This window comes from Aquabacterium sp. (assembly GCF_016195855.1).
Classification (GTDB): Bacteria; Pseudomonadota; Gammaproteobacteria; order Burkholderiales; family Burkholderiaceae_C; genus Aquabacterium.
Window position 1 is genome coordinate 41171 of the sequence record NZ_JACPYU010000005.1, and the last position, 26850, is coordinate 68020.

The window sequence follows — 26850 nt, forward strand, 5'->3', positions numbered from 1 at the left end:
CACCGCAGCCAGCCAGTCGCCATGATGTGCACAAGCCAGCCAGCCTCCATGACTTCACCATTCAGGATTGACTGACCATGTCTCATTGCAAGAAAAAACGTGCAGGCCACCAGAACCTGCTGCCATTGGGCGCACTCATGATGGCCGGCCTGGCGCCCCTGTCTCAACAGGCACTGGCTGAAGAGGCCACACCGGCCAAGGCCAAGGAACTGGCGCCTGTCAATGTGCAGGCCGATGTCGACAAACCCGATGGCGCCCGTGCCACCACCACCCGCGTGGGCAAGGTGCTGCAGGACCCGCATGACGTGCCCCAGGCCGTGACCACGGTGACCAAGAGCATCATGGAGCAGCAGCAGGTTGGTTCCTTGAAAGAGGCGCTGCGCAATGTGTCCGGCCTGTCGTTCAACGCCGCCGAAGGTGGCCGCTCTGGCGACAACATGAACCTGCGCGGCTTCTACACCTTCGGGGACATGTACCTCGATGGCATCCGCGACACGGCGCAGTACAACCGCGAGACCTTCAACCTGGAGCAGATCGACGTGCTGCGTGGTGCAGGCGCCATGCTGTTTGGCCGCGGCCAGGCCGGCGGCGTGATCAACCAGGTCAGCAAGACCCCGTTGGCCCGCGACCAGTACAAGCTCACGGGCAGCGTGGGCACGCATGGCTACCAGGAGGCCACGGCCGACCTCAACAAGGTCATCAACGAGCACACGGCCATTCGCATCAACGCCATGCAGCGCGATGAAGGCAGCTGGCGCAGCAACCCGACGACGGGCAGTGAGCCCGAGGTCCATCGCACCGGCCTGGCTGTGAGCCTGGGCTTGAACCTCAACACGGACAACCAGTTCTGGCTGAACCATTACACGGCCTATGGGCGTGACAACCCGGACTATGGCAACTCGTTTGATGCGTCCACGCGCAAGCCGGGCGAGCGTCTGCCGGCCAGCACTTACTTTGGCAACGAGAAGACCTTTGACGACAGCGACACCAACATCACCACGCTGGTCAACGAGTACCGCATCACGCCGAGCACGCAGTTGCGCACGCAGTTGCGCAGCGCCGACTACAAGCGCAGCTACTGGGCCAAGACGCCCAACCTGACCACGCTGCCTGACGCCGTGGGGGCCGTCGGTGGCAACGTGGCGCGAGTACTGGACTACCGCACCATCACGCTGCAGTCGGACTTGTCCACCAAGTTCGAGCTGGCGGGCATGAAGCACGAGGTGATCACCGGGCTGGAGTTGCTGCGCGAGGACAGCTTCCGCAAGGCCTTGCAGAACTACGGCACGAACACCGCGCCTGACTATCGCCCCTATGAGGAAGCGACCACCGGCACGGCCACAGCCTTCACCAGTGATTCGTATGCCTACTATGTGCAGGACACCGTGGAGTTCATCCCCAAGTGGAAGGCCACGCTGGGCGTGCGCCGCGACCAGATGGACGCCGAGTACAGCAGTGCCACCTCGCCCAAGTTGAAGTACGGCGAGAACAGCTACCGCAGCGCCTTGTCTTACCACCCCACGGACGACACCCACTACTACCTTGGCTGGAGCGACTCCTTCAGCCCGACGGCCGACCTGTATCAGCTGACGGTCAAGCCTCAACCCCCCGAGCGCAGCGACGTGCTCGAATTGGGTGCCAAGTGGCTGGTGATGGAAGGTGACCTGGCCTTGCGTGCCGCGGTCTACCAGGCCACGAAGAACTGGGAGCGCAATGGCGACCTGGAGTCCACCGCTGCCATCCTGACCAAGAAGCGCCGCACACGGGGCATCGAGCTGGAAGCCGCTGGCCGCATCAATGAAGACTGGGAAGTGTTTTCCGGCCTGGCGCTGATGAACGCCAAGATCCTGGAAGTGGCAGAGAACGTGAATGCCACCACCGGGGCCATCACGGTGGCCAACCCCGAATACACCGGCAAGCGCGCCCGCAACACGCCCGAGTACACCTTCAACCTGTGGTCGACCTACCAGCTCAACTACCAGTGGAAGGTCGGTGGTGGTGTCGAGGCCAAGGGTGACCGCCAGGCGGTGAACCCCAGCGGTACCGGTGCCGTGCCCACACTCAATGGGGTGTACTACCCCAATACCGCGCCGTCGTATGTGCGCTGGGATGCCATGGTCGAGTTCGAGCCGACCAACAAGTGGCTGTACCGCGTCAACGTCAAGAACCTGTTCGATAAGGTCTACTACGAATCGGTGTATGACAACGGTGGCTTTGCGGTGCCCGGTCCTCGTCGTACCGTCACTGTGACGGCCGAGTACAAGTTCTGATCTTTGCCACATGGAGGGGCCATGCTCATCACGATCGACGATGTTCTGACGACGCAAGAGCTGGCCACCGCCCGCGACCTGCTGGCCCGCTCCCAATGGCAAAGTGGTGCCATCACGGCGGGGCCTCAGGCCGCCCAAGCCAAGAACAACCAGCAGTTGCCCGAGAGCGCCGAGCACCTGACGGCCTTGCGGCAACTGGTACTGGGGGCCTTGAACCGGTCCCCCCTGTTTTTCGCGGCAGCCTTGCCACTCAAGGTCTTGCCGCCTTTTTTCAACCGCTACGGCGGTGATGCCAATACCTACGGTTTTCACACCGATTGCGCCATGCGCCTGTCGCCGCAGCGCGGCGAGGGCTATGTGCGCGCCGATGTGTCGGCCACGCTCTTCTTGTCCGAGCCCGAGGAATACGACGGCGGCGACCTGACCATCGAAGACACCTTTGGCACGCACGGCGTGAAACTCAAGGCGGGCAGCCTGGTGCTGTATCCCTCGTCCTCGATCCACGCCGTGACACCGGTGACACGGGGGCAGCGTCAGGCATGCTTCATGTTCATCCAGAGCATGGTGCGCGATGCAGGGCAGCGCCGGCTGCTGTACGACATGGACATGGCCTTGCTGCAATTGCGCCAGGAGGTGGGCGAATCCGACCCGGTGGTGCGCCTGACGGGCACCTATCACAACCTCCTGCGCCGTTGGGCGGACAGCTGATGAGCTTGCCGCTGATTGACCGCGCAAGCGACTACATGCCTTTGGCGCGCGAGCGCCTGGACGAGGCCACCTGGCGCTATCTGCAGGACGGCGACGGCACGGGCAACGAGCATGCGCTGTCCGAGGTGCGCCTCATGCCCCGGCCTTTGAGCGCCGTGGCGGGCGGGCACACGCGCCTGCGCTTGTTCGGACAGGATCTGGCCCATCCCTTCTTGCTGGCACCGGTGGCCTACCAACGCCTCTTTCACGCCGATGGCGAGGTGGCCACCGCCATGGCCGCAGCAGCACAAGGCGGCCAGCAGCTGATCAGCAGCCTGGCCAGCACGGACATCCAGACCATCGTGCAGGCGGCCGTCGAGGGCGGTGGCCTGGCGCCCTGGTTTCAACTGTATTGGCAGCGCGACCGGCAGCGCACGCAGCGCCTCTTGCGCAAAGCTGTGGACGCAGGATGCTCGGCCATCGTGTTCACCGTCGATGCGCCCGTGAAGCTGGCGACCATGCGCCTGCCTGCTGACATCCGCGCGGTCAACCTGGAAGCTGAGGCCCATGCGGCCGTGCCTGTGGAGGGCGGGAGCCTGGTGTTTGATGGCTGGATGGTCCAGGCGCCAACCTGGGACGATGTGGCCTGGTTGCGAGCGCAGACGACGCTGCCCTTGTTGATCAAGGGGGTGTTGCACCCGGACGATGCCATGCGCGCCCTGGACCTGGGCTGCGATGGCGTGGTCGTCTCCAACCATGGTGGCCGCGTGCTGGAAGGCGCAGCCCTGAGCCTGGCAGCTTTACCGCGTGTGGTGGCGCGTGTGGCAGGCCGTGCGCCCGTGTTGTTTGACAGCGGTGTACGCGGTGGCCGCGATGCCCTGGTGGCCATGGCCCATGGTGCGGCGGCCGTGTTGCTGGGGCGGCCTTATATCTGGGGCCTTGCCAGCCACGGCGCCCTGGGTGTGGCCCATGTGATCCGCCTGATGCGTGACGAGCTGGAGATGACGATGGCGCTCACGGGATGTGCCACGCTGGCTGATGTCACCGCTCAGGTACTGGACGCAGGTCAGCCTCTCTGAGGCTGCAGGGATGGCAGCTGGGACGGCCGGGTGCTCAGGCCAGGGCCATGACCAGCTCGCACAGGCGGGCCAGGTTGCCTTGTTCGTCTTCCACGGTATGCCGCTGAGAGACCGCTTGTGCATGCATGCGAAAGTGAGGGTCATCGATCAGTGCATGCAGGGCTTGAACGCCCGTGCTGTCGATTTCATGGGGCTGTAGCGCGATGCCTGCGTTCAGCTCGCAAGCACGATAGGCAACGAGCCATTGCTCGATGTGGGCTGGCAACAAGAGCAATGGTTTGCCGCGCGACAGCGCAGAAAACACCGTGCCCGAGTTGCCCTGGCAGATCACCACGGCAGCTTGCGCGATGGCCTCGGTCATGTTGATCGGCGCCCGTACCGTGTGGATGTGGGCATGCGCCTGCAGCTTTGCCAGGTGTTCGGGCGTGGCTTCGGGCAGAACGAGCAAGGTCGGCAAGCGGGCCGCCATCAGCATGGCCAGGATGGCGTCGATCCCGGGGTGGCTCGCCTTCACATAGGCCAGGCATGTTGGCGGCGCCTGACTTGGCCAAGCCCCCGATCGAGAGACCAGGGGTGGCGGCAGCGGCCCGGTGAAGGTCTGCCTTGGTGAGGCCCTTGGGCCGTAATGGTGCAGTTCCGGCCAGGTCAGCAGGGCATCCACGTCGGTCTGCAGCAGCTCGGCCAGGCTTGGTAGCGGCTCGATCCCGCAAGCGCCTTGCGCAGACTGGCAATGCGCCAGCAAGGTGGCTTCATCAGCAGGGTCGACGGGGCTGGTGTCCCAGAAACGGAAACTGGGAAATGGGTTGCCCGTTGGCGGCTGGAAATAGCCGTTGCCGACTTGCGCCGTGCGCATGCCGGGCATGCCCTTGGCCGCAAGCAGCGCTGTAGGGGCGTGGTCGGTGACCAGCACTTTGGGTTGAATCTCGCGCAAGAGATCCAGCCATGCCTTGACGTGGCCGCGCAAGAACGGTGCATCGAGGTAGCCACAAAAGCACAGCAACTCCGCATAGGTACGCGCAGCCGCTGGCATGCCCGGTGCGTTGGCAGCGCCCCGCCAGCTTGGTGCGCGCCACAGGCGCAAGCCGGGTTCGTCGAGCAGATCGCCCAGGCAGCTGTTGACGGCGCTCAGATCACGCCAGACCAGGTCCACTTCATGGCCGTGTTTCAACAGTGTTCTGGCGAGCTGGGCCAGCGTGGCAGCATGGCCCATGCCCCCACCTTGTTCCCAGGCCAGTGCAAAGCGGGCCATGTCAGCCAGCGCGCGCCGGTTCGCTGCTGGCGGTCACAACTCGCTTCGCACGCCCAGGGTGAAGCGCCAACTGCTGACGTTCTTTTGAGCAAAACCCGTGTCGTAGTCAGTGAACAGGGTCAAACCGCGCTGGAGGATGGCCGAGGCACCCAGGCCGAACTGGCCATATTGGCGGTCAATGGCCCATGGGTTCGGTGTGGGCAGCGGCCCCGTACCAGCGGCATAACTCATGCCGGATTCACCCTGCAGGTGCCAGCCTGTGATGTGCGTGAATTCGAGGCGGGCGTGAGGCGCGATCAACCCCCAGCTGGTGGGGATGCTGGTCTGGAGCTGGGAGCCGGCACTGACCGAGCCACTGCGGGCCGTGGTCGAGCCAGCGCCATCCCCAAAGCTGCCGATGCGGCTGCTTATTTCATCGGCGCGCGCGTAAGGGGAGAGGGTCCAGGCGCCCAGGTTCAGGTCATAGCCGGCAGACAGGCTGATGCCCAGGCTGGTGCCGCTGGCGCGATCCTGGGCGCCACTGGCCGCGTCGGTAGACCGCACGGTGTAGTGGGTCTTCTCGGTGCTGATGGCCAGGGCCACATAGCTGGCGGGGCTGGGGCTCCAGCTGCCATAGCCGGTGAGGTTGCCGCTGTTGCCGTCCACTTTGGCATCGTCGCCAAAATAGCGCATCCGCGTGCGGCCCAGGCCCAGCGACGCACCCGCAGTCCACTGGTCATTGAACCGGTAGTCGGCGCCCACGGTGATGTCCACCCTGCTGACGCGCAGGGCCGACGAGCCTGATGCCGCATCACCACCTTCTCTGCGTGATTGGTCAGAGCCAAGCGCATACAGGTTCAGCGGTGCCGAGTCCGTCGATCGAGGTTGCAGACGCAACTGCGCGACACGGCGCAGCGTGCTGTCCAGGCTCGCGCGCGTACGGTGTGCGCCTTGTGCTGCCAGCGGTGCGCCAAAGGCCTCGGACGTGCAGGCGGTGACGTCGTTGAGCGCGGTCGCGGTGGCCGCCGCTGGCGAGGCGTTGGTGCCGGCCGCCTGGGCGGTCAGGCGATTGCGCCCGGTCTGAATGGGGGGCAGTCCACCTTGGAAAAGGTTGTCGCTTGCGCCGCCATATGCGACGTTGTCGTCAATGGGCGCAGGGTCCTGGACCGACGTGACGTTGGCCGAGCAGGCTGCGTGGCCTTCTGATGGCGTGAGGGCTGATGCGCCGGCGAGCGCGACGCCCACGGAAATCAGCGGAATGGTAGTTTTGAACATAGGTGCACCAGCGAGTTTTATGGCCTGCGCGCGGTCACCAAGAGCTGGCACGCGGCCGAGCCCCCTTGATACCCCCTGGTATCTCCCCTGTTTGATGTGACGCACGCGCTTGGTAGGCGGCTTTATGGTGCGGATTGTTCCACACGCGTGGTGGCGGGCACCCCCCCTTCTTGGTGGGGGCTGGCTTGGCTGACAATGCCGCCGAAGGGCTTTCGCGATGCACAAGTGATGCACAAGATGATGTTGATTCATGGCGGCAATGGCGTGCCAGCGGGCATGGCCCTGCTGGCCGAACAGTTGCGGCCATATGCCGACGTGTGGTTGCCAACCATGCTGGGGCATGGGGGGCGGCCCTTGCCACCTGCCTTGTCCGTGCCCGCCATCGCGGCGGACTTGCTCGCCCAGATGGATGAGCGGCGCATCGAGCGCTGTTTTGTGGGCGGGTACAGCTTTGGCGGCCTGCTGGCCTTGTACCTGGCCCGGCAGCACCCGGCGCGGTTCTGTGGCGTGTGGACCTTGGCGGCCAAGGTCATCTACGACGCCAAGGCGGTATCGCATGTGGTGCATTTGACCTCCCCGCAGCGCGTGAGCCGGTTGAGCAAAGCGTATGCGAAGGATGTCCGTCAGCGGCATGCACCACAGGATTGGCGTGCGGTGATGTTGCTCAACCAGGCGATGTTCAAGTCATTGGAGGGGGTGCCACTGCTGGGGGAGGACGCCTGGCCGGCCAGCGAGATGCCGGCCCTGGTCATCTCCGGCGAGCTTGACCCATTGGTGTCGGCCGATGAGACCAGGCGTCTGGGGGCCTGGCTGCAAAGTCCGGTGCTGATGTTCCCGGGGGCGGCCCATCCTTTGACGGCCGTGCCGGTGCAGGCCCTTGCACACGATGTGAAGGCCTGGATGGATTGGGTCAGTGCAGCGCCTGAATCAGGCCTTGGGGTCAGAGGCCAGCTTGCCGGCCAGCAGCAAGGCCATCAGGGGGATGAACTCCGCAAAGATGCGGATCTCTGACAGGTTGCCCACCACCATCATGCCCAGGAAGAAGGGGATGAAGCACAGCATCATGTTGCGCAGGCGCGTGTCCGCCTTGCCGCGCATGAAGAGCAGCGCCCAGGCGAAGCCGAAGGCAAAGAACACATTGGCCGTGCCGCGGTACTCTGGCCCCAGCCAGGCGAAAGCGAAGTTGTAGTACAGGCGCAGGAAGCCGGGTACGTGGTAGAGCGAGACCATGTCATCGCTGGAGGCGTTGAGCAGTGTCGAGATGATGACCTTGACGGCCACGCTCACGGCCAGCATGGCGAGGAACGGCCGCCACACGGCACGCCAGGCTGGCCAATGGAAGGCCAGGTAGAAGAAGGGCAGGAGGATGGCCGTTTCCCGGTTCATCATCGCGGGCACGCAGAACGCGAGCAGCATGAGCCAGGGTTGCTTTGACACGATCATCCACACACCGATGGCCATGAAGGCCAGCGAGGTCATGTCATACGGGTAGTAGTAATTGTTGTAGCTCGACACAACAAAGGTCGCGAACAACTGCCACCAGAACAGGAAGAACATGGTCAGCAGGCTGCCCTTGTTCTTGCCCATGGCAGACCAGGCCTTCCACACGAAAATGAAGGCGATGACGGTCGCGGTGAAGTCCATGGCCATGAACAGGAAGGCCAGGCCCCGGTCGCCCAAAGGGTGAAGCCTGTCGACGCCATTGGCGATCATGAAGGTCAGCACGCGGGACTGGAATGGCTGTTCGCCATCGAAGTCGACCAGGAAGCGCCACTTGAACAGTACCCGGCTCTTGGCCGCGTGGCTGAAGGTCAGCATGGCTGCGAGCAGCACGTTGACCATGGCGATCAGCAAGATGTGGATCTTCTTGGGCTGGCTTGTTGTGCCGCTTGCTTCCATTTGCATGACTGGGTGTGGGGTGAGCCGGATCCGGCTGAATGTAGCACCCGCTTCATGCAGGACAGGGGCCGGGTAAATGCCCGGAGCCACTCAAGTCGGGGTCATCCTGAACCACTGGGGGTGTTGCTGGCGGTAAACCCGCAGCCACATCATCAGGGCGGGCGTCAGCGCGCGTGCACCGAACACCAGGGCGTCGTCCAACTCGCGCCCACCGGGGCCCGCAAGGGCTTGCCCGGCCACGGCGGTGCCGGCCCAGTCCACCTCGGGCATGCCTTCGCGCAGCTCGGGGGGCAGGGCGGCGGCCGCTTCCGTGAGCAGACGCAACTGCCGCGCCACCTCCTGCCGGGTCAGGCGTGAGGCCAGCAACTCGCTGTCTTGCAGGCCTTCGGTGAGGGTCAGCACGGCAACGCCGGCCTCTTCGATCGTCTTGAGCAGGGCGGCGCCAAACATGGTCTGTCTCAGTGGGCTTGAAGGGCGCGGCTGCACAACAGGTCGTTGGTGGCCCAGGCGAATTCCACCCAGGCGGCAGCCAGGTCGGCGGTGATGGCGCGCAGGTAGTCCCCGTCGGGCTTGTGCTCGTCGGGGAAGTTGGACAGCGCGCAGGACTTGGCGTTGAAGACAAGCGCGTCGGCCACCAGCTCCTTGCTGAAGCCGGCAAACGTGGCCAGCACCGGCGGCGTCAAGGCGTGGCGGCCTGACGCGTGCCCAGGCTCGGCGGGCTCGCTGGCGCACAGGTCCAGGCTGGCCAGTTGCTCCAGCGCGCGAGTGTAGGTCTGCTCGACGGCGGCCAGCACGGCTCGTTGGGTGAGCTGCTCGCGGTCCTGTCTGGACAACATCTGTTTGACGTGTTGCTGGTAGCGGGGCATGGCTTGTTCGCGCTCGGCTGCCACCCATTGTTGAAAGCGGGCCAGGGCTGCATCTCCCTGCAAAGACTCGGGCGCGCGGCTTGCCGGCACGGGGCGCAGAAAATCGGCCAGGCGGGCGGCGGACTCCAGCGCGCCCTCCATGTGGCCTGCGGCCTGCCTGGCCGTTTCCGTGCCGCCGAAGAAGAGGCGACCGGACCAATGCGGGCGGCGCAAGACCGGGTCGGCTTGAGGTGGGGCACCAAGCTGGTCGGTGCGGTCCAGGTCGCTGCAGGTCAGCGGGTCAGTGGCCCAGTCCTGTGTGGTGATGGTGTCGGCCTGTGCTTCAAGACCGAACAGTTGCGCGAACTGGCTGGACACCAGCAGGGGCATGCTGCGCTCGAAGCTGGCGCGGGCGTCGGGTGGGATGGCGTGAAAGCCGGCCAGGGCCGCACCGTGTTCGTCACTGGCATCCCACACTTCGCGCAACACGGCCTGCACATGGCCCACGAAGGCGCTGCCTGACCAGCCGTGCTGGAGCCAGAAAGGCTGGTCATAGCGCGCAATGGATTTGGCCTCGCGTGCCATCCAGGTCGAGACGGCGTTCATCGCGTCCACCGTGAAGGCCGGCAGCGGGGGCTCGAACCGGATGCCCTGGGCCATCAGCCTGGGCGGCACGGCCAGCACGACACGCCTGGCCTGCACCTGGGTCAATTCGGTCACAGTGCCTTGGGTATCGGGTGTGGTGCCACTCAGGCGCAAGGCGATGTGGTCGCCCTGGTCCTGAAGCGACACCAGTCGCTGGCCCAGTTGCACCGTGCCCTCAGGCAGGTGTCCTGCAAGGGTGCGCGCCAGTTGCTGCATGCCGCCCGACAAGCGGCGGGCGCCACCATGGATGCCTTCGGCGTCCAGTGGCTCGGGGGCGCGGCTGGCGTCGGGCAGGTTCAGCACGACGCCGCTGTCTGGTTGGGGAAAGGAGCGCAGGCCCAAGGATTCGACGAGCGCGGTGATGCGGGGCTCGGTGTCGGGCCAGTACCAGCTGCCACCGAGGTCCACGGCGGCCCCGCCTTGTGTGGGCACATCGGTGAGGATGCGCCCACCCGCTCGCGAGCGGGCATCGAACACGGCCACACGCAGGCCCTGCAGGTGCAGTTGCCTGGCAAGCGCCAGCCCGGTAAGGCCGGCTCCAACAATGGCGACATCGATCATGGCGGGCCTCCCGTGGGCTTGCTGGCCGGTTCAGCGTGGGGTCAGACGAAGCTCAGCAGCTCGACCGTGACGGGCTCTTCGCCCAGCGTGGCCTGACAGGCCAGACGCGACTTGGAGCTCACGCCCACCAGGGCATCGAGCTTTTCGTTCTCGGTGCGCTGGATCTTGGACAAGCTCTTGCAGCCTTCCTGGATGAAGACATGGCAGGCGCCGCATTGGGCCTTGCCTTCGCACTTGCTCATGATGGCAGCGCCAGCGGCCTTGATGGCGGCCATCAGGGTGGTGCCGGGGGCCGCGTCGAAGGTGATGCCGGCGGGCAGGATGGTCAGGGTGGTCATGGTGCTACTCCTTTGTGGTGGTCAGCGGTTGGCGGGAAACAGAATGAACGGGATGGGTCAGGACGCGCACAGCAGCGCGGCCACTTCAGCCAGGCTCAGGTCGATGCGCGTCACGTTGTTTTCTTCCAGGAAGCGCGCTTCCATGCGGGTGGGCTCGTTGGGCAGCACCGCCCAATGGCGCTCGCCGGAGCGCTTCATGATCTGGCGGGCAAAGCTGCGCGTGAGCTGGTCGTTGAAGCGGCAGCCCATGAACAGGAAGCCTTTGCCTTTGCGCAACGCCTGCACTTCGGCGGGGATCGGGGTCTGGATGTCGATCTCGGTCAGCACCTCGACATAGTCCGAGTCCGACACCAGGTAGTTGCTGGCCGGCGAGCGGCCGCCGATAGGGCGGTAGACCAGGGCCTTCCACGCGGGCGAGCAGCTCTCGGCCAGTTGGCCGTCCGCATCGTAGAAGGCCGTCCAGGTGCCGAAGTGCTCGGACTGGGACAAGCCCTGCACCTGCCCCCAGTCTTTGGCGGGGCGTTGGGCGGCATAGGCCTTGACCAGGGTGTCGTCATACCAGCTCTCGACCACCAGCGGTGGGGCCAGCCTGGCGATCCAGTCGTGCAAGGGGCTGGCCGTGGGGACCTTGGCGAACGCCTCGTCCATCTGGCCCACCACGCTCTTGCGGTGCTTGAAGTTCTCGATGTACTGCGCGGCCTGCGTGAGCCGGTTGCGGATCTTGTGGGGCACGGTGACCTTGGCGGTCAACTGCGCCACCAGGGCTTCGGGTGTGGAGGGCACGGGGCAGTCGGGGATCAGGTCCAGCAGGCCGGGGCCCAGGTAGGGCACGACGCGGCCTTCCTTGAGGCCCCCGACCAGCTCGGGCAGCCACTCGTTCACGTTGGCGGCGGCAAGGGGCTTGTTTTGGGCTTCGATGACGGGCATGTTCAACTCCGATGTGTTCGGTTCGTGTCAGTAGATGGCGGCACCTGCGCCCACATTGACGGAGGCGTCCTTGAGCGTCTTGACGATGTACTTGACCTCGTCTTCGTCCAGGTGGGTGTGAAAGGGCAGGGTGAGCGAGCGGTCGGCGATGCGCTCGGTGTTGGGCAGCAGGCCGCGGTGCCAGCCGCTTTGCTGGTAATGGAACTGCTGGTGCAAGGGCACGCAGTAAATGGCGGACTCCACCGAGTTCGAGTCCATGTCCTCGATGATCTGGTTGCGTGCACTGCCGGTGAAGCGCTTGCCCAGATGGATCTTGTAGAGCATCCAGTGCACCTCGTCGATGTTCTCGGCGAGATAAGGCGGCTTGATGCCTTCAAAGCTTTGCATCTGCGTGTGGTACCAGGACTCGACCTGCTTGCGCTTCATCAGGATCTCGTCGATGCGCTTGAGCTGGGCCAGGCCAATGGCCGCGTCCAGATCGCTCATGCTGGCCTGCCAGGGCACGCGGCTGCCCACCGACACCGAGTTGCGGTCGCTGATGCGGCGCTCGCGCAGGTAGCCCAGCTCGCTGGCGATCTTGGGGGCGTCGGTCAGCACCATGCCGCCCTGGCCGCAGCACAGGGCCGAGGGCTGTGAGAAGTCGAAGATGGCCACATCACCAAAGCTGCCGGTGAGCTGGCCCTGGTAGCGTGAGCCAATGGCTTCGGTGCTGTCCTCAATCAGCTTGAGACCGTGCTGGTCGGCCAGGGCGCGCAGGCCTTGCCAGTCGGCCGGGTGGCCGTTGACGTTGCTGGCCAGGATGGCCTTGGTGCGCAAGCTGATCTTGTCGGCGGCCTTGGCGGGGTCGATGCAACCGGACCAGTAGTCGATGTCGGCCAGGATGGGGGTGGCGCCCACGATGGTGATGGCGTGCGCGATCTGGTGCCAGGCGTAAGCCGAGGTGATGACCTCGTCACCCGGGCCGATGCCCATCACCTTCAAGACCAGGCAGGCACCCAGTGTGCCGCTGGCCACGGCCGCGGCGTGCTGGCGCCCGATGTAGTTGGCCATGGCCTGCTCGAAGCCGGTGACCAGGGGGCCGGCCGACAGCTGGTTGCTGCGCAAGGTCATCACCACGGCTTCGAGTTCATCGGTGGTGATGTCGGGGTCCGAGAGGACAAGCCAGTTATCTGGCCCTTCGTCCGTGGTGTTGGCGGCTTCGGTTTGCGTTGGGGTTTCCATGGCGGGCCCTTCAGATCAGGCGTTCTGCGTCAGCACGAAGGCCGAGGCCTGCTGGGGTTCGGCGGTCACCGTCCAGCAATGGCCATCGGTGGACATGAGGTAGATGGCGCGCTCGGGCGTCACCTGCATGGCGGGTTGTTCGCCGCGCATGTCGAAGGCGTCCAGCACCAGCGCACGCAGCGGCGCAAAGCGCTCGCGGATGGTGGCCGCGGCCGCGCGCACCGTGGCCGACTGGCCCAGGATGCTGGCGGCTTCACTCAACTGTTCGCTGGAGATGGCCATGTCACACCTCCTCGCCGGTCGTGGTGCGCTTGGCCTCGACCGTGATGGGCAGCCGGGTGTCGTCGGGCATCTCGGGCAGGGCCAGTTGCCAGCCATTGGCCATGGTCACCAGGCCACCCCACATCGTGGGCCGCTCCATGGACACGATGGGCTCTTCCAAGTCCTTCTTGGGGATGTAGACAGACAGGATGCCGTCGGCGCCCTTGCGGATCATGACTTTCATGCAAATACTCCAGTTGAGACTTGGGAAGGGCTTGCCAGCGCTGCACCAGCAGCAGCGCGTTCGGCCATGAGGGGCGCGAGCTCAAGCGGCAGGCGCTCGATCACGGTCTGGATCTGTTGGGCGGTGGTGTGGGTCGACAGGCTCAGCCGCACGGCGCACAAGGCTTCTTCACGCGTGAGGCCCATGGCCATCAACACAGGCGAGGGCTCGTTGCCGCTGGCCGAACAGGCCGCACCGGACGAGGCCATCACGCCCATGCGGTCGAGCTTGTGGAGCACCACATCGGCGTGCACATGGCCGAAGCGCAGGTAGCAGGTATTGGGCAGGCGGGCGGCCTGCGCCCCGAAGATGACGGTGCCAGGCAGGGCGGCCAACAGGCCTTGTTCCAGCGTCAGGCGCAGGCGGGCTTGCGTGGCCGTGTGCGCCAGCCAGGCCTCGGGCGTCATGGTGAGCTTCTCGGCGGCGGCGCCCAGGCCCAGGATGCCGGGCAGGTTCTCGGTGCCGCCGCGTCGTGCGCGCTCCTGCGTGCCCATGAAGAGCGCGGGCCAGTTCAGGCCCTGGCGCACCAGCAGCGCCCCCACGCCTTTGGGTCCATGAAACTTGTGGGCAGACAGGGATACCAGGTCTGCACCGGACTTGGCAAAGTCAAAGGGCAGCTTGCCGATCAGCTGGGTGGCATCCACGTGCAGCAGGGCGCCTTGTTCATGCGCGAGGCGGGCCAGCTCGCCAATGGGCATCAACACGCCCGTCTCGTTGTTGGCCGCCATCACCGATACCAGGGACACCTGGGGCGTGATGAGCTGGCGGGCTTGTTCGATGTCGAGCGTGCCGTCCGGCATGAGGCCGATCCAGTCGACCGCGACCTGCTGGCGTTGTTCCAGATGGCGGGCCAGCTTTTGCACGCCCGCATGCTCGCCTGCGCTCAAGACCAGGCGCTGGCGGCCATTGAAACCCACCGCACCGCGCAAGGCGATGTGGTTGGCCTCGGTGGCACCGCTGGTGAACACGACTTCGGCTGGCTTGCAGTTCAGGAAGCGGGCCACCTGTCCGCGTGCCATGGCCAATGCCTGCTTGGCTTCCTGGCCCATGGCGTGGGAAGACGAGGCATTGGCCCAGGTCTGGCTCAGTGCCAGTGCGATGGCCCCGACCACGCCGGTAGACGGTGCCGTGGTCGCGTTGTTGTCCAGGTAGATCCAGTCTGGGTTCATGATTCACTCGTGATGGACAGGGCTTGCAATCAAGGCCAGAACACCCGCATGGGGTCCACGCAGATTTCGTCGAGCAGGGGCTGCAGGTGCCGGGACTCGTCATGCAACACCCAGCGGTCGTGCACGTGGTCCTTGAAGTACAGGGCCCAAGCGTCTTCCACTGGCTCCACCCAGGCAATGTCGATCACGCCGCCATTGGGATCGATGTTGCGCGAGCAGCAGGGGCTGGTGATGACCCAGCCACCCCACTCGGATCGCTCGATCTGGGGCTGCACATAGCGGTAGCGCACACGGTGACGCAGGGCACGCTCGATGCGCACGCGGTCCATGTCGTGAATGCGGGCCGCTTGCCTGGCCTGGGGGATGGGCATGGTGTTCACGGCTGGGCCCTCCAACGTTGTGGCTCAGGCAGTGGCCGTGTCCGGGCTGCTGTCGCTCAGCAAGCTCAGCTGACCACTTGTTTGCCCCCGTGCATCGGCGAGCATCTGGTCCAGCTCCATGCACAGCAGGATCTCTTCTTCCAGGCAACCGATGACCAGGCCTCCTTCGAACTCGACCATGTAGACGGGCTGGTTGAGTTCATCGTGGCGGCCCACCTGCACGATTTCGCCTTCGCTGCCGGTCTCCACCAGCACCTCATCGGGCGCGCGATCGGGGTAGGTGCCGTCATTGACCAGGTCAACCAGGGCCACGACTTGCTGGCCCCACTGGTATTGGGGTTCACGGGGTTCGATCATCATGGTGGGTCCTTATCAAAGTTCTTTGAGCGCGCCGGCGCGTTCGCCCAGCTGTGCCAGGACGTCGTCGGGCAGGTTGTCCAGGGTCATCAGCTCCTTGGCCCGCATGCCCACGCGGTAGCCGTATTCGGTGAACTCGACCGCGTAGATGTAGAACTGCTGCAAGAAGGTGCCGATCGACACCACGTAGCCGATGTCGCCCTTCTTGACCAAGACATCGCCGATGTCCTTGCCGTTGAAGGTGCCGTCGTTGCGGATGGTGGTGCGGCTGACCACGCGTTCGCCAAACACGAAGCGCGGTGGCTCGGCCACCTCGATCACATCGTCATCTCGGTTGATGTCAGCCATGAGGGATTCCGGTGTCGTTGAGGCGTTGCAGCACGGCGGCGCGGACTTCGCTGTCCTCGTCGTGGCGCATGCGCTGGAGCAGGTCGGGCAGGGCACGCTGGACGGTTTCCCAACGCACGATGAGGTCGTCGTCAAAGGCCAGCCGCTCAAGCAGGCCGACGGGCAGGCGTTGTGCGACGATGCGGCGCACCTCCGGCGCGGGGTCGTCGATCAGGCGCATCAGGGCGGGCATCTCGATGCGCTGGGCCACTTCCTGGCGCACCACGGATTCGGGGTCGCTGGCCAGCACGGCCAGCAGCGCGGTGGGCAAGCGGCGCGCCACCCATTGGCGCACGCCATAGTCCTCGTCGTGAACCATGGCGGGCAGCTTGTCCGTGTCCAGGCGCTGGGCCACACGGATGCGCACTTCGCGGTGCGGGTCCTGGATCAGCTTTTGCAGCGCACGTTGCGGCAGGCGCAGGGCCAGTTGCAGGCGCACGGTTTCATCGGGGTCCGCCAGCATGCCGGGCAGGTGGAAAACATCGGCATAACGGGCCGAGATGGCACGCACCTCGAAGTAGGGGTGGTGCAACTGCTCTTTGGCCAGCTCGGGGTGCCAGCGGAAGAAACGGTCGATGCGGCGCGCGTAGCCGTCCTGCATGCAGGCGTGGCCGATCTCGCAGCCGCCCTGGGCCTTCAGCGCCTGATACGGGCAGGTGCTGCAATCGATGGGCTGGCCATGCCAGTCCATGGCGACGATGTCGCCGGCAGGGGCGCGTGTGGCGGCCATCATGCGCTCCCCCAGCCGCGGTGGGGCAGGCGGCCTTGCGAGCGGGCGCGGGCGTCGTAGTCCTCTTCGGCGTCATCACCAGGATCGTCGCCGTATTCAGATTGACCACGTTCGGCGCGGGCCAGCACCACGGCGAGCACGGCACCTCCCACGCGGTCTTGCGGATCGAGCTGGCGCAACTCTCCCAGTGCGGCACGGCCGACCTCGATGTCACCCAGGCGCAGGTTCAGGTAGGCAAAGCCTTTGAGCGTGAACAGGTAAAAGCGCACAGCGGCATCAAAGCGGGCCTGCTCGTCCGAGATGGGCGGCAGGTCCGCGGCGACCGGGTCCGGATGGCCTGCGGGCAGCAAGGCCGCACGGGCAATGCCCAGTGACTCGCGCGCCACCTCACGGGCCTCGCGCAGGCGGTGCCCGTAGAAGTGGAAGCGGTACAGCGCGATCAGGGTGGCCGGGTGCGTGGGGGCCAGCGCCCGGGCCTTGAGCAGCAGGGGCTCGGCCTGGGCGCGGTCCTGCCTGACCAGGCCGGCTGCGGCGATCAGGGCTTCAACCTCGGTGGGCAGGCCTCGGCCCAGCACCGCGCTGTCGAAGCCCTGCTCGTCCATGAGCGTGACGCCGGGGCCAGTGTCGGGGGCGGCGGTCGCGTTCATGTGGGCCTGCCGGTCTGGATCAAGCCAGTGGCCGTGTGGCCGGGCTCAGCTTGATCGAGCCAATGTCGATCTTGGACACCGAGGGCGGCGCCGAGCTGGCCGCGTCACCGCTGCTGCTGCACGCGCAAGGTGCCGCACCCGGGTTGACGAAGGTCAGGCCCGACTTGGTCGGGGTGTCGGCGAAGTCCACGATCACGCCATCCAGCAAGGTGCAGGTGTCTGCAGGCATGAAGACCTGGATCCCGTTCACTTCGGCGATGGTGTCCCCCGCAGCGGGCTGGGCCTCCACCGTGAACTCCGAGTTGTAGCCGGAGCATCCACCAGGCGTCACGGTGAGGCGAAAGCCTGCCGTTTCTGGCAGACCTGAAAACTTCACCATGCGCCGAATGAATTTTTCGGCAGCGGGAGACACGGTCCAATTCACCGATGTGATGGGTAGCATGATCGTGTCCTTCCTCAGACCTTGACGATGCAACCGTCAACCGGGCACACGGCCAGGCATTGGGGCGAATCGAACTGGCCTTCGCACTCCGTGCACTTGGCCGGGTCGATGATGAAGGTGCCGCCCTTTTCACGGATGGCAACGTTGGGGCACTCGGGTTCACAAGCGGAGCAGCCGGTGCAGGTGGAGGCGATGATCTTCAGGGACATGGTGGTTCTCCTTCAAGGGCTGTAGGGCAGGGGGCGACGCCGTGAGGCGTCTGGGGGATTCAAGCGGCTTCAGCGGTGTAGGCACCCTGGCGGATCGAGGCATCGCCGCGAGGCTGATGGGTGATCTCGCCGCGGGCGATGCGGCCGGTGTAGTCGGCAAACCAGCTCAGTGCGGCCTTCTCGATGAACTCGTGGGCAAAGGCGTCTACTGGTTCGATGCCGGCGGCCTTGAGCTCGTCACGCGGGCAGGCACCGATCTTGGCCACCAGCACGGCGTGGCAGTCGTTGATGGCCTTGACGATGGAGGGCAGTTGCTCGTCTTCGCCATAACCGCCCTGGCAGTACAGGTCCACACGGCGGTGGCCGACGAACAGGGCTTCGGCAGCCGAGACCTCGAAGATCTGGAACTCGGTGGCGTGCCCGAAGTGCAGGTTGACGCGACCGTGGCCTTCGGTGGCCACCGCCACGAGCACCTTCATGTCGGGGGCCACTTCACCCATCTGGGCCTTGGCGCTTTCCAGGGCTTCGATCTTGGCGGCGTGCTGCGACTGGCGCTCTTCTTCGACCTTGTCCTGGTAGCTCTTGCGCTTGTCCAGGTCGTAGACGATTTCCATCTCTTCGATCTTGTCGAGCGTGAACTCTTCAGAGCGGTCTTCACCCAGCAGGCCCACCGCGTCCGCGCGGCATTGCCTGCAATGGCGCATCAGATTCGCGCCGCCCATGCAGGCGTCCTGCACGGCCTTGAGCTCCTGCGCGGTCGGGCCACGCTGGCCGGTCAGGCCGAACACGGTGCCGTGCTCGGCTTCCGAGATCAGCGGCATGATGTTGTGCAGGAAGGCCCCGCGCTTCTTGACTTCGCGGTTCACCTCGATCAGGTGCTCGTCGTTGATGCCGGGGATCAGCACCGAGTTGATCTTGGTGAGCACGCCGCGTGCGGTCAGCATTTCCAGGCCAAGCATCTGGCGCTCGTGCAGGATCCGGGCGGCTTCGTAGCCCGTCACGCGCTTGTGGTCCCAGAAGATCCAGGGGTAGATCTTCTCGCCCACGGCCGGGTCCACCATGTTGATGGTGATGGTGACGTGGTCGATGTTGTACTTGCAGATCTCGTCGACCAGGTCGGGCAGGGCCAGGCCATTGGTGGAGATGCACAGCTTGATGTCCGGGGCCGATTCCTGCAGCATGCGGAAGGTGTCGAAGGTCTTCTTGGGGTTGGCCAGGGAGTCGCCAGGGCCTGCCACGCCCAACACCGTCATCTGCGGGATCTCGCTGGCCACGGCCAGCACCTTCTTGACGGCCTGCTCGGGCGTGAGCTTTTGCGAGACCACACCGGGGCGCGACTCGTTGGAGCAGTCGTACTTGCGGTTGCAGTAGTTGCACTGGATGTTGCAGGCCGGGGCCACGGCCACGTGCATGCGGGCATAGTGGTGGTGGGCCTCTTCGGAGTAGCAGGGATGGTTCTTGACCTTGTCCCAGATCTCTTGTGGCATGTCATCGGGCCCGCCCGACGAGCCGCAACTGGCCTTGCCTTCGCCGCCGGTGGTGCCGCAGCCTCCTCCGGATGAAACTGGTTCGACTGGTGCGCCCAGGGGGCGGATTTGACCGATGCCGATGAAGGCCGTTGAGGCCAGTGATGACGATGCGTCCATTTGGTTTCCCCGTCAATGGGCCGAGGGCCCGGAATGAAGGGCCTTTTGCCATTTCCGTGCCACCTTTCTCAGCACGGAAAATCAAGCACTTAGCGGGCTTTTGACGTCAATGGATGGGATGCGTGAATGCTTTGGTACATGCCTTGTCGCAAGGCGCTGTCATGCTTCTGACAAAGCTGACATGGCTGGCATGACGCTTTGTTGTGCATCGGGCTCGGCACGTGTCTTGCACGTTCTTCAGGTGTCTTACAGCCGCACGCACGGCCGGGAGTTGCACATGGGCGCGATCAGCATTCCACTCAGTCAGTTAGAACCCCGCTTGACGCTGCCCGCACAGGCGCGGGAGCCGCTTTCACAGCCGGTCTTGAGCTGGCAAGCCGATGCAGGCGGCCAGCACGACGATGAAATCGAAGACCTGGTGGCGCTGCTGATGGAGCACGCCACGTACCCGGGTGTGTTGTCGCGCCATCTGGCGCGGGCCCTGGCCGAGGCGAGCATGGGCTCCAATCACCTGTGGGAAGACCTGGGCCTGGTCAACCGCGTGCAGCTCAATGAGCTGATGCAGGAGCACTTCACTTCCCTGAGGGTGCTAAACGTGAACAACATGCGCTGGAAAAAGTTCTTCTACCGCATGCTATGCGAGCGCGCGGACATCCTGATCTGCAAGTCACCACACTGTGAGCAGTGCGAGGACCAGCCACAGTGTTTTGAGTGAGTCCTTGAATGAACTACTGGGTGATGATTGGGTGATCAATTGGGTTTGCGCAAGGCCGCGTCCAGCTGGTCTACGACCTCGGCCCAGTCGGCATCCTCAAGCAGTTCTTCCCTCAGGAGGGCAGCCTGTGAAGGCGACCAAAAGGGGGCATCGGCCAGCGTCACAGTGGGCGCCAGCCGCGCGTGCGTGTTCAGAAAGCGCGCGATGCCGAGCTCGTCGTTGGGCAGGCCCAGTTGGGCAAACAGCTCTGAAAGTCGGTGAAACGAAGGGGTCATGGCAACACCTCTTTTCTCTCGTGGATGGGCGAGCGGCGGGCCGCATGGGCCCAGATCCCCATCATCATTGAAACGGGCGGGCTTGTCAGCCTTTGTGGGGCTTCACCCTCCTGACGTCGAAGCAGGGCGCACGGCAAGGCGGGCCAGGCGCATTGAATGCACAATGACCTGCTTCGACACAGGAGAGTCTCAACATGGATGCACGCCTGACCTTGAGCGGCCACGTCAGCGACCTGGGTGGCGGTTTTGTGGTGCGACGCCTTTTGCCTGCTGCGCGGCGTCAGGCGGTGGGCCCCTTCATCTTCTTTGATCATTTTGGGCCGCTGGTTCAGCAGCCTGACGCGCAAACAGACGTTCGGCCGCACCCGCACATCGGCCTGGCCACCGTGACCTACCTGTTCGAGGGCGCCATGATGCACCGCGACAGCCTGGGCTCGGTGCAGCGCATCGAACCCGGCGCCATCAACTGGATGACGGCGGGCAGCGGCATCGTGCATTCCGAGCGCACACCCGATGATCTGCGCCACGTGACGCGTGCCATGCATGGCCTGCAGCTGTGGGTGGCCCTGCCTCAGGCGCTGGAGGAGGTCTCACCCAGCTTCGCGCATACACCGGCCGACGCGATTCCCGAGGTCACGCTGGCTGGCTGCCGCATTCGCTTGCTGGTGGGCCAGGGCTGGCAGGTGAGCTCGCCGGTCAAGGCCGCATCCCCCACCTTGTACCTGGACGTGCAACTGGAGGCCGGTTGCAGCCTGGATCTGCCGGCACTGGCCCCGGAGATGGCGGTCTATACCGTGGCACAGCCCCTGACGCTGGACGGCGAGGCTCTGCCGGCGCAAACCATGGCGATGCTGACAGGTGCCACCCGCATCACCAATGACAGCGATGCCCCGGCGCGCTTTGTGGTGATTGGCGGTGAGCCGCTCGACGGCCCGCGCTTCATCTGGTGGAACTTCGTGTCCAGCGACAAGGCGCGCATCACCCGGGCCGCGCAAGACTGGGCCGACGGGCGCTTTGCCAATGTGCCGGGCGAAACCGAGCGCATCGAGTTGCCGGCTAAGCGGCCTTGGTGAACAGCTGGTCGAGGTCGGCCCGCACCGTTTGCAGCATACCGGCCCAGTCACCGGGCTTGCCTTGCCGGTAGAGCTTGAGGCTGGGGTACCAGGGGTTGTCCTGGCGGTCTTGCAGCCAGCGCCAGTCGGCGCTGTGGGCCAGCAGCATCCAGGTCGGTTTGCCCATGGTGGCGGCCAGGTGCGCCAGGCTGGTGTCCACGGCGATGATCAGGTCCAGCAATTCGCAGATGGCGGCTGCGTCGGTGAACACCTTTTGGTCGGCACCAAAATGCCGGATGGCCGGGTGTGAGGCCAGCACAGCCTGGTCGGACGCCCGCACGTCCTTGTGCAGGCTGATCCATTCGATGTCATCGCCCAGGATCTGCGCAAAGTCCTGCAAGGGGATGCTGCGCTTGTAGTCGTCCACGTGCGAGGGATTGCCGCTCCAGACCAGGCCGACGCGGGGCTTGCGTTTCTCGCCCAGCAGGGCCTGCCAGGTGGCTCGTTGGGTGGGCTCGACACGGATCACGTCGGGCGGCGGGGGCATGTTGCTCAGATCGGTCTTGACCAACATGGGCAGGCTCATCAGCGGGCAGTGGAAGTCGTGTGCGGGTGGCTCGCTGCCTTGGGCGATCAGCTCGACCGAGGGCAGGTGCTGGAGCAGGTCCATCAGCGCAGGCTGGACTTCAAACACCACGCGCGCGCCCATGTCGGCCAGCAAGGGGGCGTAGCGGCAGAACTGGATGGTGTCGCCCAGGCCTTGCTCGCTGCACACCAGCACGGTCTTGCCCGTCAGCGGCTCGGCGCCGGTCCACATGGGAGCCGCATAGCTGTCCTTCAGGCCCAGGGCCTGGGGGCGCTTGAGCCGCCATTCGCTTTCCAGCCAGCCTTGTTCGAATTCACCCAGACGCAGCAGCAGCATGCCCAAGTTCCAGTGCGCGTCCACCGATTCGGGGTTGAGCTCGATGGCGCGGTTCAGGCTGGCACGGGCTTCTTCATAGCGCAGCAGGTCACTCAGCACGGTGGCGCGGTTGTTGTAGGCCGCGAAGTAGACCGGGTCCAACTCGATGGCCTTGTCGAAGTCCTGCAGGGCTTCGTCCAGGCGGTTGAGCTTGCCCAGCGTGTTGCCCCGGTTGTTGTAAGACTTGGGGGCCTTCGGGTCCAGTGAAATCGCCTTGTTGTAGTTCAGCAAGGCCAGGTCGTACTGGCGCAGCTCCATGTAGGCGGCGCCGCGGTTGTTGAGCGCACTGACGCTGTCGCGGTCGATCTTGAGGGCCCGGGTGATCAGGTCAACGGCCTTGTCGGCATGGCCCAGTTGCAAGGAGATCACGCCGGCCAGGTGCAGGGCGTCGAAGTGCTTGGGTTGGGCCTGGATGACCTGCTCGTACAGCTGCAAGGCCTGCGCAAGCTGGCCACCCTGATGCAGCGCCCAGGCTTGCTGGAAACGCGCTTGCGCCTGCACGGCGGCTGGTTGCGCGAACATGCCGGATGGCTTCAGGGAAAAGGGCTGGTTGGCTTTCATCGTGGGCCTACTTTAACCGAGGCCCACCCCACGCCCTCCCAGCAAATCCCCCGGTCTGCGGGTCAGAACTTGCGCACTTCGATGTCGTATTTTTGCAGGGCATAACCCATCTGGCGGGGGGTGATGTTGAGCAGGCGGGCTGCCTTGGCCTGCACCCAGCCACACTTCTCCATGGCCCAGATCAGGCGGTCGCGCTCGCCTTCTGGCTTGTCGTCGGAGGCGACGGCCACACCACCATCCTGAGGCTGCCCGTACTCCGACGCGCCGTAGGCCGAAGCGGGATCGCGGGGCGGGGCTTCGGTGATCGGGATGGAGATCGGGCGCCCAGGCTTGACCGCATCCTCGCGGTCGATGTAGTGCAGCACCTGGGTCAGGCAGCGGTTGTCGTGGCAGGGGAAGCTCAGGTCCGTCAGGTCCTCGTTCAATGCCATGGTGGCCGTGCGTTCGACGCAGTTTTCCAGCTCGCGCACATTGCCGGGCCAGTAGCAACTGGTCAGCACCTTCAGCGCACGCGGCGTGACCTTGACCTTGCGGCTGTTCTCGCGATTGAAGCGCGACAGGAAGTGCTCCACCATCAGCGGGATGTCTTCACGGCGCTCGCGCAGTGGCGGCAGGAAGATGCTGACCACGTTGATGCGGTAATACAGATCAGCCCGGAATTCGCCCGCGGCCACCATTTTTTCCAGATTGCGGTTGGTGGCCATCACCAGGCGCACGTCCACCTTGATGGGGTTGCTGCCGCCCACGCGTTCGAATTCCTTCTCCTGCAAGACACGCAGCAACTTGGCCTGGAAGGAGGGCGAGATGTCGCCGATTTCGTCCAGGAAGAGGGTGCCGCCGTGGGCCATCTCGAAACGGCCCTTGCGCGAGCCGACCGCGCCGGTGAACGCGCCTTTTTCATGCCCGAACAATTCGGATTCCAGCAAGGATTCGGTCAGCGCGGCGCAGTTCACGCGCACGAACGCTTCGTCTTTGCGGGGCGAGAGGTTGTGCACCGCGCGCGCGATCACCTCCTTGCCGGTGCCACTTTCGCCACGCAGCAAGACGGTGGTCTTGGTGGGGGCCACCTGGTGCACTTCGGCAAACACTTCCTGCATGCGCGGCGAGCTGCCAATGGCCATGTCCAGCTGCAACACAGGCTTGAGGGCCTTGGACAGGCGGCGGGCCTCTTCGTACAGGCGGCCTTGTTCGGCACTCACACCACGGTGCAGCAGCAGGTTCTGGCCCATGAGGCTGGCCACCATGGACAGCAGGCGCAGATCTTCATCGAACACGCCGGAGCGGGTGGTGACGGTGCGGTCGATCGCCAGCACGCCAAGGGTGTGGCGGTTGGCCTTGATCGGGGTGGCGATGTAGGCGATGGTTTCCTCGGGTGACTGATCGGCCGCGCCCGTGCGATTGAGAAACATCGGCTCGGCCGAGATATCGGGCACCACCATGGGCACGCCCGAGCTGAACACCCGCCCGACGATGCCTTCACCCACCGAAAAAGTCAGCTTGGCGGATTCTTCGCGCGACAAGCCGACCGAGCACATGCCGCACAGCGGGCCTTCTTCTGTTTGCAGGATCACGGATGCCCGGCGCCAGCCCATCGTGGACACCAGCACATTGAGGGCTTCACGGAAGGTTTTGTGAACGTCGAGCGACGAGCCCAGGATCTTGCTGACCTGGTAGACCGTCAACAATTCGATACTTGCGCGTTCGTGGTGCATGCTGACCATGGTTGTTCTTCCTCGCAGTGTGGTGGTGCAGACCCGCTGACGCATTCACCGACTTGGGTCGACTTTTGATCGACAAACGGGAACACAACCCTGCATGGGGCCATACGCTGGCAGGATCTGCAAAAAGCAGGCCTGATAAAGTGGCTGGCATGCCTGCAGCACAGTTTCAACCCATGGTCTTTGTCGACCTGGAAACCACCGGATCCACGGGCACCGTAGACCGCATCACCGAAATCGGCATCGTCGAGCTCCATGAAGACGGCGAAGCCCGCGAGTGGTCCAGTCTGGTCAACCCCCAGACGACCATCCCCAGTTTCATCCAGTCCCTCACCGGCATCACCAACGAGATGGTGGCAGGTGCCCCCACGTTTGCCGAGCTGGCCGACGAGGTGCTCTCACGCCTGCATGGGCGGCTGTTCGTGGCCCATAACGCACGGTTTGACTATGGCTTTCTGAAAAGCGAGTTCAAGCGCCTGGGCCTGGACTTCAAGGCGCCGGTGCTGTGCACGGTCAAGCTGTCACGCAAGCTGTTTCCGCAATACAGCAAACACAATCTGGATGCCCTGGTTGACCGGCATGGCCTGCACATGCCGGCACGCCACCGCGCGCTGGCCGACGCCGACGTGCTGCGCCAGTTCTGGCAGGTGTTGCAGACGCAGATGCCCGCCGAGGCCTTGCAAGAAGCCGTTGACGGCCTGACCGGCCGCAGCAGCTGGCCCACGCACTTGGACCCAGCCTTGTTGGACGCGTTGCCTGAGCGCCATGGCGTCTACCTGTTTTATGGCGACAACGACTTGCCGCTGTACATTGGCAAAGCCAACAACCTGCGCCAGCGGGTGCTGTCGCATTTCAGCGCGGACCACCGCATCGCCAAGGAAATGAGCCTGTCACAACAGGTGCGGCGTGTGGACTGGATCGAGACCACCGGCGAGATGGGCGCCTTGCTGAAAGAAGCGCAGCTCATCAAGCAATGGCAGCCTACGCACAACCGGCGCTTGCGCCGCACCAACGAGTTGTGCACCTGGAAGCTGGCGCCCTTGTCTGAAGCCGAAGAAGATGGGCCCGTGAAACCTGAGCTGGCCTGGGCGCGCGATCTGGACTGGGGCCAACAAGATCAGGTCTACGGCCTGTTTGGCAGCCACAAGGACGCGCTCAAGACCCTGCGCGAGATCGCCGAATCAGCCCAGCTGTGCCTGGTAACGCTGGGGCTGGAGAAGGTGCCGGCTGGCCGCCCTTGCTTTGGTTACCAACTGCACCAGTGCAGCGGCGTGTGCATTGGCCAAGAGAGCCTGGCTGATCACAGCAAGCGGCTGCGCAATGTGATGGCTGACTGGCGGGTGCAGACCTGGCCCTATGGCGGGCCGGTCGCGGTGCAGGAAGGGCAGGGCTGGCATGTGCTGGACGCGTGGTGCTACCTGGGCACGGCCACCAGCGAGGCTGAGGTGAAGACACTACTGAGCCAGGGGCGCCCGACCTTTGACAAGGACACCTACAAGATCCTGGTCAGCTGGTTGCCCAGGTTGCGGGTCGAGCCCCTCAGTGGCACACGGCGTGATCCGTCGTGAGGAAGGCAGTCTGATTGCCATCGCGCGCCTGCGCCGAGGCGCAGCGGATGTTGCGCCCTTCGATGACGTTCTGGTCGTTCATGCGACAAGCGTCTGTCTGCAGGCACTGGCGGTTGGTCTGGGTGTCGTACCAGTCATTGCGCCAGCTCAGGCGCAGGGATTCGACCGGGCGGCGCGCGCCGCCGGTGTCACTGCAGCGGCCGTCCGTGATCCAGGTCTCGGTGCGCGAATCGCTGTATGCCACGTAAAACTCGTTGCTGTAGCGCAGGTGCAGGCAAAAAGGCTTGCCCGTCACGCCCTGGGCCAGGTCTGGCGCAAGGGTGACACTGTCGATCATCAGCTCTTCGCTGCTGGCGGGCGGCCGCAAGGTGCACGCGGTGAAAGACAGCAAGGCCGGGATGGCCAGTGCACACATCACAAGGGCAGGACGGAGCTTCATGCGCGACATGCTGCCATGTTGCCGCCTTGAGCGATAGGTTTTGATGCGCCTGCGACCAGCCCTTGTTTGCGGGAT

General features: G+C 64.7%; 30 protein-coding genes. 7 read left to right on the top strand and 23 right to left on the bottom strand.

All coding sequences use genetic code 11. The features are described from left to right. Positions 1-77 precede the first annotated feature (77 nt). From HY019_RS06670 to HY019_RS06680, 3 genes are read left to right on the top strand one after another with little or no spacing between them, the layout of a single operon-like run. Positions 78-2270, top strand: coding sequence for a TonB-dependent receptor (locus HY019_RS06670; protein ID WP_290689439.1), 2193 nt, complete (start codon positions 78-80; stop codon positions 2268-2270). Positions 2271-2291: 21 nt separating this feature from the next. Next, a complete protein-coding gene (locus HY019_RS06675) occupies positions 2292-2978 on the top strand; it encodes a Fe2+-dependent dioxygenase (protein WP_290689441.1) in 687 nt (228 codons plus the stop codon). Then, entirely contained in the window at positions 2978-4036 is a 1059-nt protein-coding gene (locus HY019_RS06680) for an alpha-hydroxy acid oxidase (RefSeq protein WP_290689443.1), read from the top strand. Before HY019_RS06675 ends, HY019_RS06680 begins: the two co-directional genes overlap by 1 nt. 34 nt (positions 4037-4070) lie before the next feature. On the opposite strand, the gene HY019_RS06685 is transcribed toward HY019_RS06680, so the two are convergent. Both HY019_RS06685 and HY019_RS06690 read right to left on the bottom strand, forming a co-directional pair. Then, the gene (locus HY019_RS06685) at positions 4071-5285 is read right to left on the bottom strand and encodes a nucleotide disphospho-sugar-binding domain-containing protein (RefSeq protein WP_290689444.1); all 1215 of its coding nucleotides are present in this window, start codon (positions 5283-5285) and stop codon (positions 4071-4073) included. 33 nt (positions 5286-5318) lie between these two features. Continuing rightward, positions 5319-6539 carry an autotransporter outer membrane beta-barrel domain-containing protein gene (locus HY019_RS06690; RefSeq protein ID WP_290689446.1) on the bottom strand — a complete coding sequence of 407 codons (1221 nt, stop codon included), beginning with the start codon at positions 6537-6539 and terminating at the stop codon, positions 5319-5321. A gap of 237 nt (positions 6540-6776) precedes the next feature. Between HY019_RS06690 and HY019_RS06695 the strand changes: the two genes are divergently transcribed. After that, the gene (locus HY019_RS06695; RefSeq protein WP_290689448.1) at positions 6777-7550 is read left to right on the top strand and encodes an alpha/beta hydrolase; all 774 of its coding nucleotides are present in this window, start codon (positions 6777-6779) and stop codon (positions 7548-7550) included. Here HY019_RS06695 and HY019_RS06700 read toward each other — a convergent pair. The 17 genes from HY019_RS06700 to nifB all read right to left on the bottom strand — a co-directional run bounded on the left by HY019_RS06700 (position 7467) and on the right by nifB (position 19486). Beyond that, positions 7467-8444 carry a hypothetical protein gene (locus tag HY019_RS06700; RefSeq protein ID WP_290689450.1) on the bottom strand — a complete coding sequence of 326 codons (978 nt, stop codon included), beginning with the start codon at positions 8442-8444 and terminating at the stop codon, positions 7467-7469. The genes HY019_RS06695 and HY019_RS06700 overlap by 84 nt on opposite strands. An 84-nt stretch (positions 8445-8528) precedes the next feature. Further along, a complete protein-coding gene (locus tag HY019_RS06705) occupies positions 8529-8888 on the bottom strand; it encodes a hypothetical protein (protein WP_290689451.1) in 360 nt (119 codons plus the stop codon). Positions 8889-8896: 8 nt separating this feature from the next. Beyond that, a complete protein-coding gene (locus HY019_RS06710; RefSeq protein WP_290689453.1) occupies positions 8897-10489 on the bottom strand; it encodes an FAD-dependent oxidoreductase in 1593 nt (530 codons plus the stop codon). 41 nt (positions 10490-10530) lie between these two features. Continuing rightward, positions 10531-10827: a 2Fe-2S iron-sulfur cluster-binding protein gene (locus tag HY019_RS06715; protein WP_290689454.1), complete on the bottom strand. Its 297-nt coding sequence runs from the start codon at positions 10825-10827 to the stop codon at positions 10531-10533. 57 nt (positions 10828-10884) lie between these two features. Further along, positions 10885-11754 (bottom strand): SIR2 family protein, encoded by an 870-nt coding sequence (locus tag HY019_RS06720; protein WP_290689456.1) that lies wholly within the window; start codon positions 11752-11754, stop codon positions 10885-10887. 27 nt (positions 11755-11781) lie between these two features. Beyond that, positions 11782-12975, bottom strand: a complete 1194-nt coding sequence (locus tag HY019_RS06725; RefSeq protein WP_290689457.1) for a DegT/DnrJ/EryC1/StrS family aminotransferase — start codon at positions 12973-12975, stop codon at positions 11782-11784. Between the two features lie 15 nt (positions 12976-12990). Continuing rightward, positions 12991-13257 (bottom strand): hypothetical protein, encoded by a 267-nt coding sequence (locus HY019_RS06730; RefSeq protein ID WP_290689458.1) that lies wholly within the window; start codon positions 13255-13257, stop codon positions 12991-12993. A 1-nt stretch (position 13258) separates the two neighbouring features. Continuing rightward, positions 13259-13480, bottom strand: a complete 222-nt coding sequence (gene nifT / locus HY019_RS06735; protein WP_290689459.1) for a putative nitrogen fixation protein NifT — start codon at positions 13478-13480, stop codon at positions 13259-13261. After that, positions 13477-14688, bottom strand: coding sequence for a cysteine desulfurase family protein (locus HY019_RS06740; RefSeq protein WP_290689461.1), 1212 nt, complete (start codon positions 14686-14688; stop codon positions 13477-13479). The genes nifT and HY019_RS06740 overlap by 4 nt, the downstream gene beginning before the upstream one ends. A 29-nt stretch (positions 14689-14717) precedes the next feature. Beyond that, a complete protein-coding gene (locus HY019_RS06745) occupies positions 14718-15059 on the bottom strand; it encodes a DUF3024 domain-containing protein (RefSeq protein WP_290689575.1) in 342 nt (113 codons plus the stop codon). Positions 15060-15092: 33 nt separating this feature from the next. Beyond that, complete coding sequence (locus tag HY019_RS06750) at positions 15093-15428, bottom strand: nitrogen fixation protein NifZ (RefSeq protein ID WP_363302438.1); 336 nt, start codon at positions 15426-15428, stop codon at positions 15093-15095. A gap of 12 nt (positions 15429-15440) precedes the next feature. Then, positions 15441-15773: a nitrogen fixation protein NifZ gene (locus HY019_RS06755; RefSeq protein ID WP_290689463.1), complete on the bottom strand. Its 333-nt coding sequence runs from the start codon at positions 15771-15773 to the stop codon at positions 15441-15443. Further along, positions 15766-16542, bottom strand: coding sequence for a 4Fe4S-binding leucine-rich repeat protein (locus HY019_RS06760; protein WP_290689465.1), 777 nt, complete (start codon positions 16540-16542; stop codon positions 15766-15768). The genes HY019_RS06755 and HY019_RS06760 overlap by 8 nt, the downstream gene beginning before the upstream one ends. Beyond that, complete coding sequence (locus tag HY019_RS06765; RefSeq protein WP_290689466.1) at positions 16542-17189, bottom strand: hypothetical protein; 648 nt, start codon at positions 17187-17189, stop codon at positions 16542-16544. The genes HY019_RS06760 and HY019_RS06765 overlap by 1 nt, the downstream gene beginning before the upstream one ends. 19 nt (positions 17190-17208) lie before the next feature. After that, entirely contained in the window at positions 17209-17631 is a 423-nt protein-coding gene (locus tag HY019_RS06770) for an iron-sulfur cluster assembly accessory protein (RefSeq protein ID WP_290689468.1), read from the bottom strand. Positions 17632-17645: 14 nt separating this feature from the next. Next, positions 17646-17840, bottom strand: coding sequence for a 4Fe-4S binding protein (locus HY019_RS06775; RefSeq protein ID WP_290689470.1), 195 nt, complete (start codon positions 17838-17840; stop codon positions 17646-17648). Positions 17841-17899: 59 nt separating this feature from the next. Beyond that, positions 17900-19486, bottom strand: coding sequence for a nitrogenase cofactor biosynthesis protein NifB (gene nifB, locus HY019_RS06780; protein WP_290689471.1), 1587 nt, complete (start codon positions 19484-19486; stop codon positions 17900-17902). A 319-nt stretch (positions 19487-19805) separates the two neighbouring features. Between nifB and HY019_RS06785 the strand changes: the two genes are divergently transcribed. Beyond that, positions 19806-20201, top strand: a complete 396-nt coding sequence (locus HY019_RS06785) for a nitrogen fixation protein NifQ (protein WP_290689473.1) — start codon at positions 19806-19808, stop codon at positions 20199-20201. A 35-nt stretch (positions 20202-20236) separates the two neighbouring features. Here the strand turns inward: HY019_RS06785 and HY019_RS06790 are convergent, their stop codons facing one another. Next, a complete protein-coding gene (locus HY019_RS06790; protein ID WP_290689475.1) occupies positions 20237-20476 on the bottom strand; it encodes a DUF2789 domain-containing protein in 240 nt (79 codons plus the stop codon). 194 nt (positions 20477-20670) lie between these two features. Here HY019_RS06790 and HY019_RS06795 point away from each other — a divergent pair, with 194 nt between their 5' ends. Continuing rightward, complete coding sequence (locus HY019_RS06795; protein ID WP_290689476.1) at positions 20671-21549, top strand: pirin family protein; 879 nt, start codon at positions 20671-20673, stop codon at positions 21547-21549. On the opposite strand, the gene HY019_RS06800 is transcribed toward HY019_RS06795, so the two are convergent. After that, positions 21533-23011 carry a tetratricopeptide repeat-containing glycosyltransferase family protein gene (locus tag HY019_RS06800; protein WP_290689478.1) on the bottom strand — a complete coding sequence of 493 codons (1479 nt, stop codon included), beginning with the start codon at positions 23009-23011 and terminating at the stop codon, positions 21533-21535. The genes HY019_RS06795 and HY019_RS06800 overlap by 17 nt on opposite strands. Before the next feature lie 101 nt (positions 23012-23112). Continuing rightward, positions 23113-24771 carry a nif-specific transcriptional activator NifA gene (gene nifA, locus HY019_RS06805; RefSeq protein WP_290689480.1) on the bottom strand — a complete coding sequence of 553 codons (1659 nt, stop codon included), beginning with the start codon at positions 24769-24771 and terminating at the stop codon, positions 23113-23115. 149 nt (positions 24772-24920) lie between these two features. On the opposite strand from nifA, the gene HY019_RS06810 reads away from it, so the two are divergent. Beyond that, the gene (locus HY019_RS06810) at positions 24921-26336 is read left to right on the top strand and encodes a 3'-5' exonuclease family protein (RefSeq protein ID WP_290689482.1); all 1416 of its coding nucleotides are present in this window, start codon (positions 24921-24923) and stop codon (positions 26334-26336) included. Here the strand turns inward: HY019_RS06810 and HY019_RS06815 are convergent. Continuing rightward, positions 26308-26775, bottom strand: a complete 468-nt coding sequence (locus HY019_RS06815; RefSeq protein ID WP_290689484.1) for a hypothetical protein — start codon at positions 26773-26775, stop codon at positions 26308-26310. The genes HY019_RS06810 and HY019_RS06815 overlap by 29 nt on opposite strands. Between the last annotated feature and the right edge of the window lie 75 nt (positions 26776-26850).

Excerpts from the sequence above, each read along its gene's own strand:
- HY019_RS06670 (WP_290689439.1), top strand. The coding sequence starts at position 78 with ATGTCTCATTGCAAGAAAAAACGTGCAGGCCACCAGAACCTGCTGCCA.
- HY019_RS06675 (WP_290689441.1), top strand. The coding sequence starts at position 2,292 with ATGCTCATCACGATCGACGATGTTCTGACGACGCAAGAGCTGGCCACC.
- HY019_RS06680 (WP_290689443.1), top strand. The coding sequence starts at position 2,978 with ATGAGCTTGCCGCTGATTGACCGCGCAAGCGACTACATGCCTTTGGCG.
- HY019_RS06685 (WP_290689444.1), bottom strand. The coding sequence starts at position 5,285 with ATGGCCCGCTTTGCACTGGCCTGGGAACAAGGTGGGGGCATGGGCCAT.
- HY019_RS06690 (WP_290689446.1), bottom strand. The coding sequence starts at position 6,539 with ATGTTCAAAACTACCATTCCGCTGATTTCCGTGGGCGTCGCGCTCGCC.
- HY019_RS06695 (WP_290689448.1), top strand. The coding sequence starts at position 6,777 with ATGATGTTGATTCATGGCGGCAATGGCGTGCCAGCGGGCATGGCCCTG.
- HY019_RS06700 (WP_290689450.1), bottom strand. The coding sequence starts at position 8,444 with ATGCAAATGGAAGCAAGCGGCACAACAAGCCAGCCCAAGAAGATCCAC.
- HY019_RS06705 (WP_290689451.1), bottom strand. The coding sequence starts at position 8,888 with ATGTTTGGCGCCGCCCTGCTCAAGACGATCGAAGAGGCCGGCGTTGCC.
- HY019_RS06710 (WP_290689453.1), bottom strand. The coding sequence starts at position 10,489 with ATGATCGATGTCGCCATTGTTGGAGCCGGCCTTACCGGGCTGGCGCTT.
- HY019_RS06715 (WP_290689454.1), bottom strand. The coding sequence starts at position 10,827 with ATGACCACCCTGACCATCCTGCCCGCCGGCATCACCTTCGACGCGGCC.
- HY019_RS06720 (WP_290689456.1), bottom strand. The coding sequence starts at position 11,754 with ATGCCCGTCATCGAAGCCCAAAACAAGCCCCTTGCCGCCGCCAACGTG.
- HY019_RS06725 (WP_290689457.1), bottom strand. The coding sequence starts at position 12,975 with ATGGAAACCCCAACGCAAACCGAAGCCGCCAACACCACGGACGAAGGG.
- HY019_RS06730 (WP_290689458.1), bottom strand. The coding sequence starts at position 13,257 with ATGGCCATCTCCAGCGAACAGTTGAGTGAAGCCGCCAGCATCCTGGGC.
- nifT (WP_290689459.1), bottom strand. The coding sequence starts at position 13,480 with ATGAAAGTCATGATCCGCAAGGGCGCCGACGGCATCCTGTCTGTCTAC.
- HY019_RS06740 (WP_290689461.1), bottom strand. The coding sequence starts at position 14,688 with ATGAACCCAGACTGGATCTACCTGGACAACAACGCGACCACGGCACCG.
- HY019_RS06745 (WP_290689575.1), bottom strand. The coding sequence starts at position 15,059 with ATGCCCATCCCCCAGGCCAGGCAAGCGGCCCGCATTCACGACATGGAC.
- HY019_RS06750 (WP_363302438.1), bottom strand. The coding sequence starts at position 15,428 with ATGATGATCGAACCCCGTGAACCCCAATACCAGTGGGGCCAGCAAGTC.
- HY019_RS06755 (WP_290689463.1), bottom strand. The coding sequence starts at position 15,773 with ATGGCTGACATCAACCGAGATGACGATGTGATCGAGGTGGCCGAGCCA.
- HY019_RS06760 (WP_290689465.1), bottom strand. The coding sequence starts at position 16,542 with ATGGCCGCCACACGCGCCCCTGCCGGCGACATCGTCGCCATGGACTGG.
- HY019_RS06765 (WP_290689466.1), bottom strand. The coding sequence starts at position 17,189 with ATGAACGCGACCGCCGCCCCCGACACTGGCCCCGGCGTCACGCTCATG.
- HY019_RS06770 (WP_290689468.1), bottom strand. The coding sequence starts at position 17,631 with ATGCTACCCATCACATCGGTGAATTGGACCGTGTCTCCCGCTGCCGAA.
- HY019_RS06775 (WP_290689470.1), bottom strand. The coding sequence starts at position 17,840 with ATGTCCCTGAAGATCATCGCCTCCACCTGCACCGGCTGCTCCGCTTGT.
- nifB (WP_290689471.1), bottom strand. The coding sequence starts at position 19,486 with ATGGACGCATCGTCATCACTGGCCTCAACGGCCTTCATCGGCATCGGT.
- HY019_RS06790 (WP_290689475.1), bottom strand. The coding sequence starts at position 20,476 with ATGACCCCTTCGTTTCACCGACTTTCAGAGCTGTTTGCCCAACTGGGC.
- HY019_RS06795 (WP_290689476.1), top strand. The coding sequence starts at position 20,671 with ATGGATGCACGCCTGACCTTGAGCGGCCACGTCAGCGACCTGGGTGGC.
- HY019_RS06800 (WP_290689478.1), bottom strand. The coding sequence starts at position 23,011 with ATGTTCGCGCAACCAGCCGCCGTGCAGGCGCAAGCGCGTTTCCAGCAA.
- nifA (WP_290689480.1), bottom strand. The coding sequence starts at position 24,771 with ATGGTCAGCATGCACCACGAACGCGCAAGTATCGAATTGTTGACGGTC.
- HY019_RS06810 (WP_290689482.1), top strand. The coding sequence starts at position 24,921 with ATGCCTGCAGCACAGTTTCAACCCATGGTCTTTGTCGACCTGGAAACC.
- HY019_RS06815 (WP_290689484.1), bottom strand. The coding sequence starts at position 26,775 with ATGAAGCTCCGTCCTGCCCTTGTGATGTGTGCACTGGCCATCCCGGCC.